This window comes from Bacteroidales bacterium, from assembly GCA_023228145.1.
In the GTDB taxonomy this organism is placed as follows: Bacteria; Bacteroidota; Bacteroidia; order Bacteroidales; family CAIWKO01; genus CAIWKO01.
Map to the genome: position 1 here is coordinate 1 of JALOBU010000054.1, position 2,827 is coordinate 2,827.

At 35.6% G+C, this 2,827-nt stretch carries 2 protein-coding genes; both read left to right on the forward strand.

The genetic code is table 11. The annotated features are described in order from the left end of the window. On the forward strand, nucleotides 1-1,505 hold a 1,505-nt coding region (locus M0R16_13410; protein MCK9613869.1), incomplete at its 5' end, for a tail fiber domain-containing protein. Between the two features lie 86 nt (nucleotides 1,506-1,591). Then, nucleotides 1,592-2,419, forward strand: coding sequence for a T9SS type A sorting domain-containing protein (locus M0R16_13415; protein ID MCK9613870.1), 828 nt, complete (start codon nucleotides 1,592-1,594; stop codon nucleotides 2,417-2,419). Nucleotides 2,420-2,827 lie beyond the last annotated feature (408 nt).

The following is a 2,827-nucleotide window of genomic DNA, read 5'->3' on the forward strand; positions in this document are numbered from 1 at the left end:
CGTCATCCAATAATACATTTATTGGCTCTTGTGCAGGGTTAAATAATGCAACAGGCACTGGTAATACTTTTGTGGGTTATGCAGCTGGTTTTTATAATACTACCGGCAAAAGCAACTCCGCCTTGGGAGATAGTGCGTTGGCATTAAACACCACGGGGATTTATAATACGGCCTCAGGATTATGCGCTCTTTTTTCAAATACTACGGGAAGTTATAATACCGCCACAGGAACCGGCGCTCTTTTTTCAAATACAACAGCTAATTCAAATACTGCTTTCGGGTTGCAAACTTTGTACACTAACACAACAGGATACCAAAATACAGCTCAAGGGAATCAATCACTTTATTCAAATACAACAGGATATAAAAATACATCTAATGGGAATCAGGCTCTTTTTTCAAATACAAGCGGAATTGGGAACACCGCTGTTGGATATCAGGCTCTATACAGTAATTCCACGGGGGGCTTTTACGCAAATACAGGAGCTAATGTGGCGGTAGGCTATGACGCCCTATATTACAATACCAGTGGTAACAGAAACACGGCTATTGGTGAATTCGCCTTATATGATAATACTGTAGGATATTCGAATACTGCAATTGGCTCTTGGGCTGATGTTAATTTTTCTAATTTATCAAATGCTACAGCAATTGGTTATGGGGCAGTTGTAACAGCTTCAAACCATGTCATGGTTGGTAATTATGCAGTAACTGAAATTGGAGGATTTGCAGCTTGGACTGATTATTCTGATGGACGTTTTAAATTCAATGTACATGAAAATGTTAAGGGCTTAGAATTTATTAATAAACTACGCCCAGTTACTTACCAATTGAATACACATCAGCTTGACAATTTTATTATTCAAAATATGCCTGATAGTATTAAGGCAATTCATCAGTCAGGTATGAGTTTTGCGCCATCAACGGCTATTATTCATTCAGGTTTTATTGCACAGGAAGTTGATTCGGTAGCACATGTTTGTGGCTTTACTTCATCCATAGTTCATACACCTGACAATAACGCTGACCCTTATGGATTGTCTTATGCAGAGATGGTTGTGCCGCTTGTAAAAGCTGTTCAGGAACTTAGCCATACAATAGATAGTTTGAAGGTTCATCAGAAAACAACAGATAGTTTATTAGTAGTTTTGCAAAATTGTTGTTTGCATGGGGCAATAAATAAATCCATGCAAAATAATGATAACGAAGAGGAAAATTCAACAAGCATTTATAATGTAGAACTTGCCAATAGTGCAGTTCTTTATCAAAATGCGCCCAATCCTTTTAACGATGGCACTTCAATAAAATATTTCGTACCAGATAATACAGATGCTCAAATTGTTTTTTATGATGAATTTGGCAGTCAATTAAAATTATTTAAAATAACAGAAAAAGGAATGGGGCAGTTAAATGTTTCTGCTTCAAATCTTGTAGCAGGTATGTACACTTATTCACTTGTTATTAACGATAAAGTGATTGATACAAAAAAAATGATTAAGGAATAATTGCAAAAAAATGCAAAAAGCTCATTATTGAATGGGCTTTTTGTTCTCTGTAGAAAAAATATTATTTTTGATTAATACAAATTAAAATGAAAAATATTGTACTTGTTGTTATGTTTATATTTAGTTTGAATGCAAGCGCACAAATAACTTTAGAACATACTTATGATACTGCCTCTACTTATGATTTGAATCAACTAATGATAATAAAATTTGAAGTATCGGGTGAACGTTATGTGAAAATTAACATTGTAAATAAATCAATAGATTTGTATAACATGAACCATTCTTTTTTGAAATCAATTTCTTATGCTGGTTTCCCACAAAATGCTAATAATATTCCAATAATCCTTTATTCATCTGAGAGTTTATTTGATAATGATAATGAAATAGAGTTTATGTACGTTTATACTACAGGAACCGTTTCTGTGCCCCATACACGAATATATAAGGAGGATGGCACTTTAATTTTTCAAGCAGATAGCATGGGTCCCCTGGTAAAAGTAAATACTCCACAATCGCAATATCCTATTTATAATACCTCTTACGGCACAAAAATGATTTTAAGTTGTACCAATGGACAGGCAAAAGTATTTAGTTTGCCCGGCACATTAACCACTGATATTGCCGAAGCAAACGGGCAGCTGATGCAGGCACAAAGCGGGCAGTTAAGCAAATTGTACCCCAACCCAAGCAATGGCGCTGTTACGCTGCAATACGAATTGCCTAATGGAGAAACGGAGGGTGAGCTTATTTTGTATAATATGCAGGGTATGGAAGTGAAGCGTTACAAAATTGATAATACTTTTAGTGATATATTGCTCGATAACACACAGCTTCCGGCAGGCACATATTTTTACCAGTTGCAAACAAGCAAAGGCGCGGTGGGTACCAAGAAAATGGTTATTATAAAATAAGGAACCCTGTACGCTGGCGAACGAGGTAGATTAGAACACAAAGAGGTTGGGAGGTTAGAAGTTAGCCGCGGCGGAGAAGTTAAAAATATAAAGTGGAAGGAAAGGCTTTGGGGACTTGAAAGGGTGCCGGGAGTTTTTTTTTGAGGTTGGAAGGTGAAAGTCTGAAGCCTGCCACCGGCTGTGAAGGAAGAAATCATATCACACAGCAGAGGGCGATCTCGAATGAGGAATTCTTTATAAAAAGATAATGGGTGTTACTGCACATCTGAATCCATATAAAATAAAGCGCTTTTAAAATAATTTTGACAAAAAATGAAAAGAATAGTAATTTATTTTGATTTAACAAAAAAATTTCTTAATTTTAGTGAATTATATTTTTAAGGTAAGAAACTCCTTAAGAGAAATTTT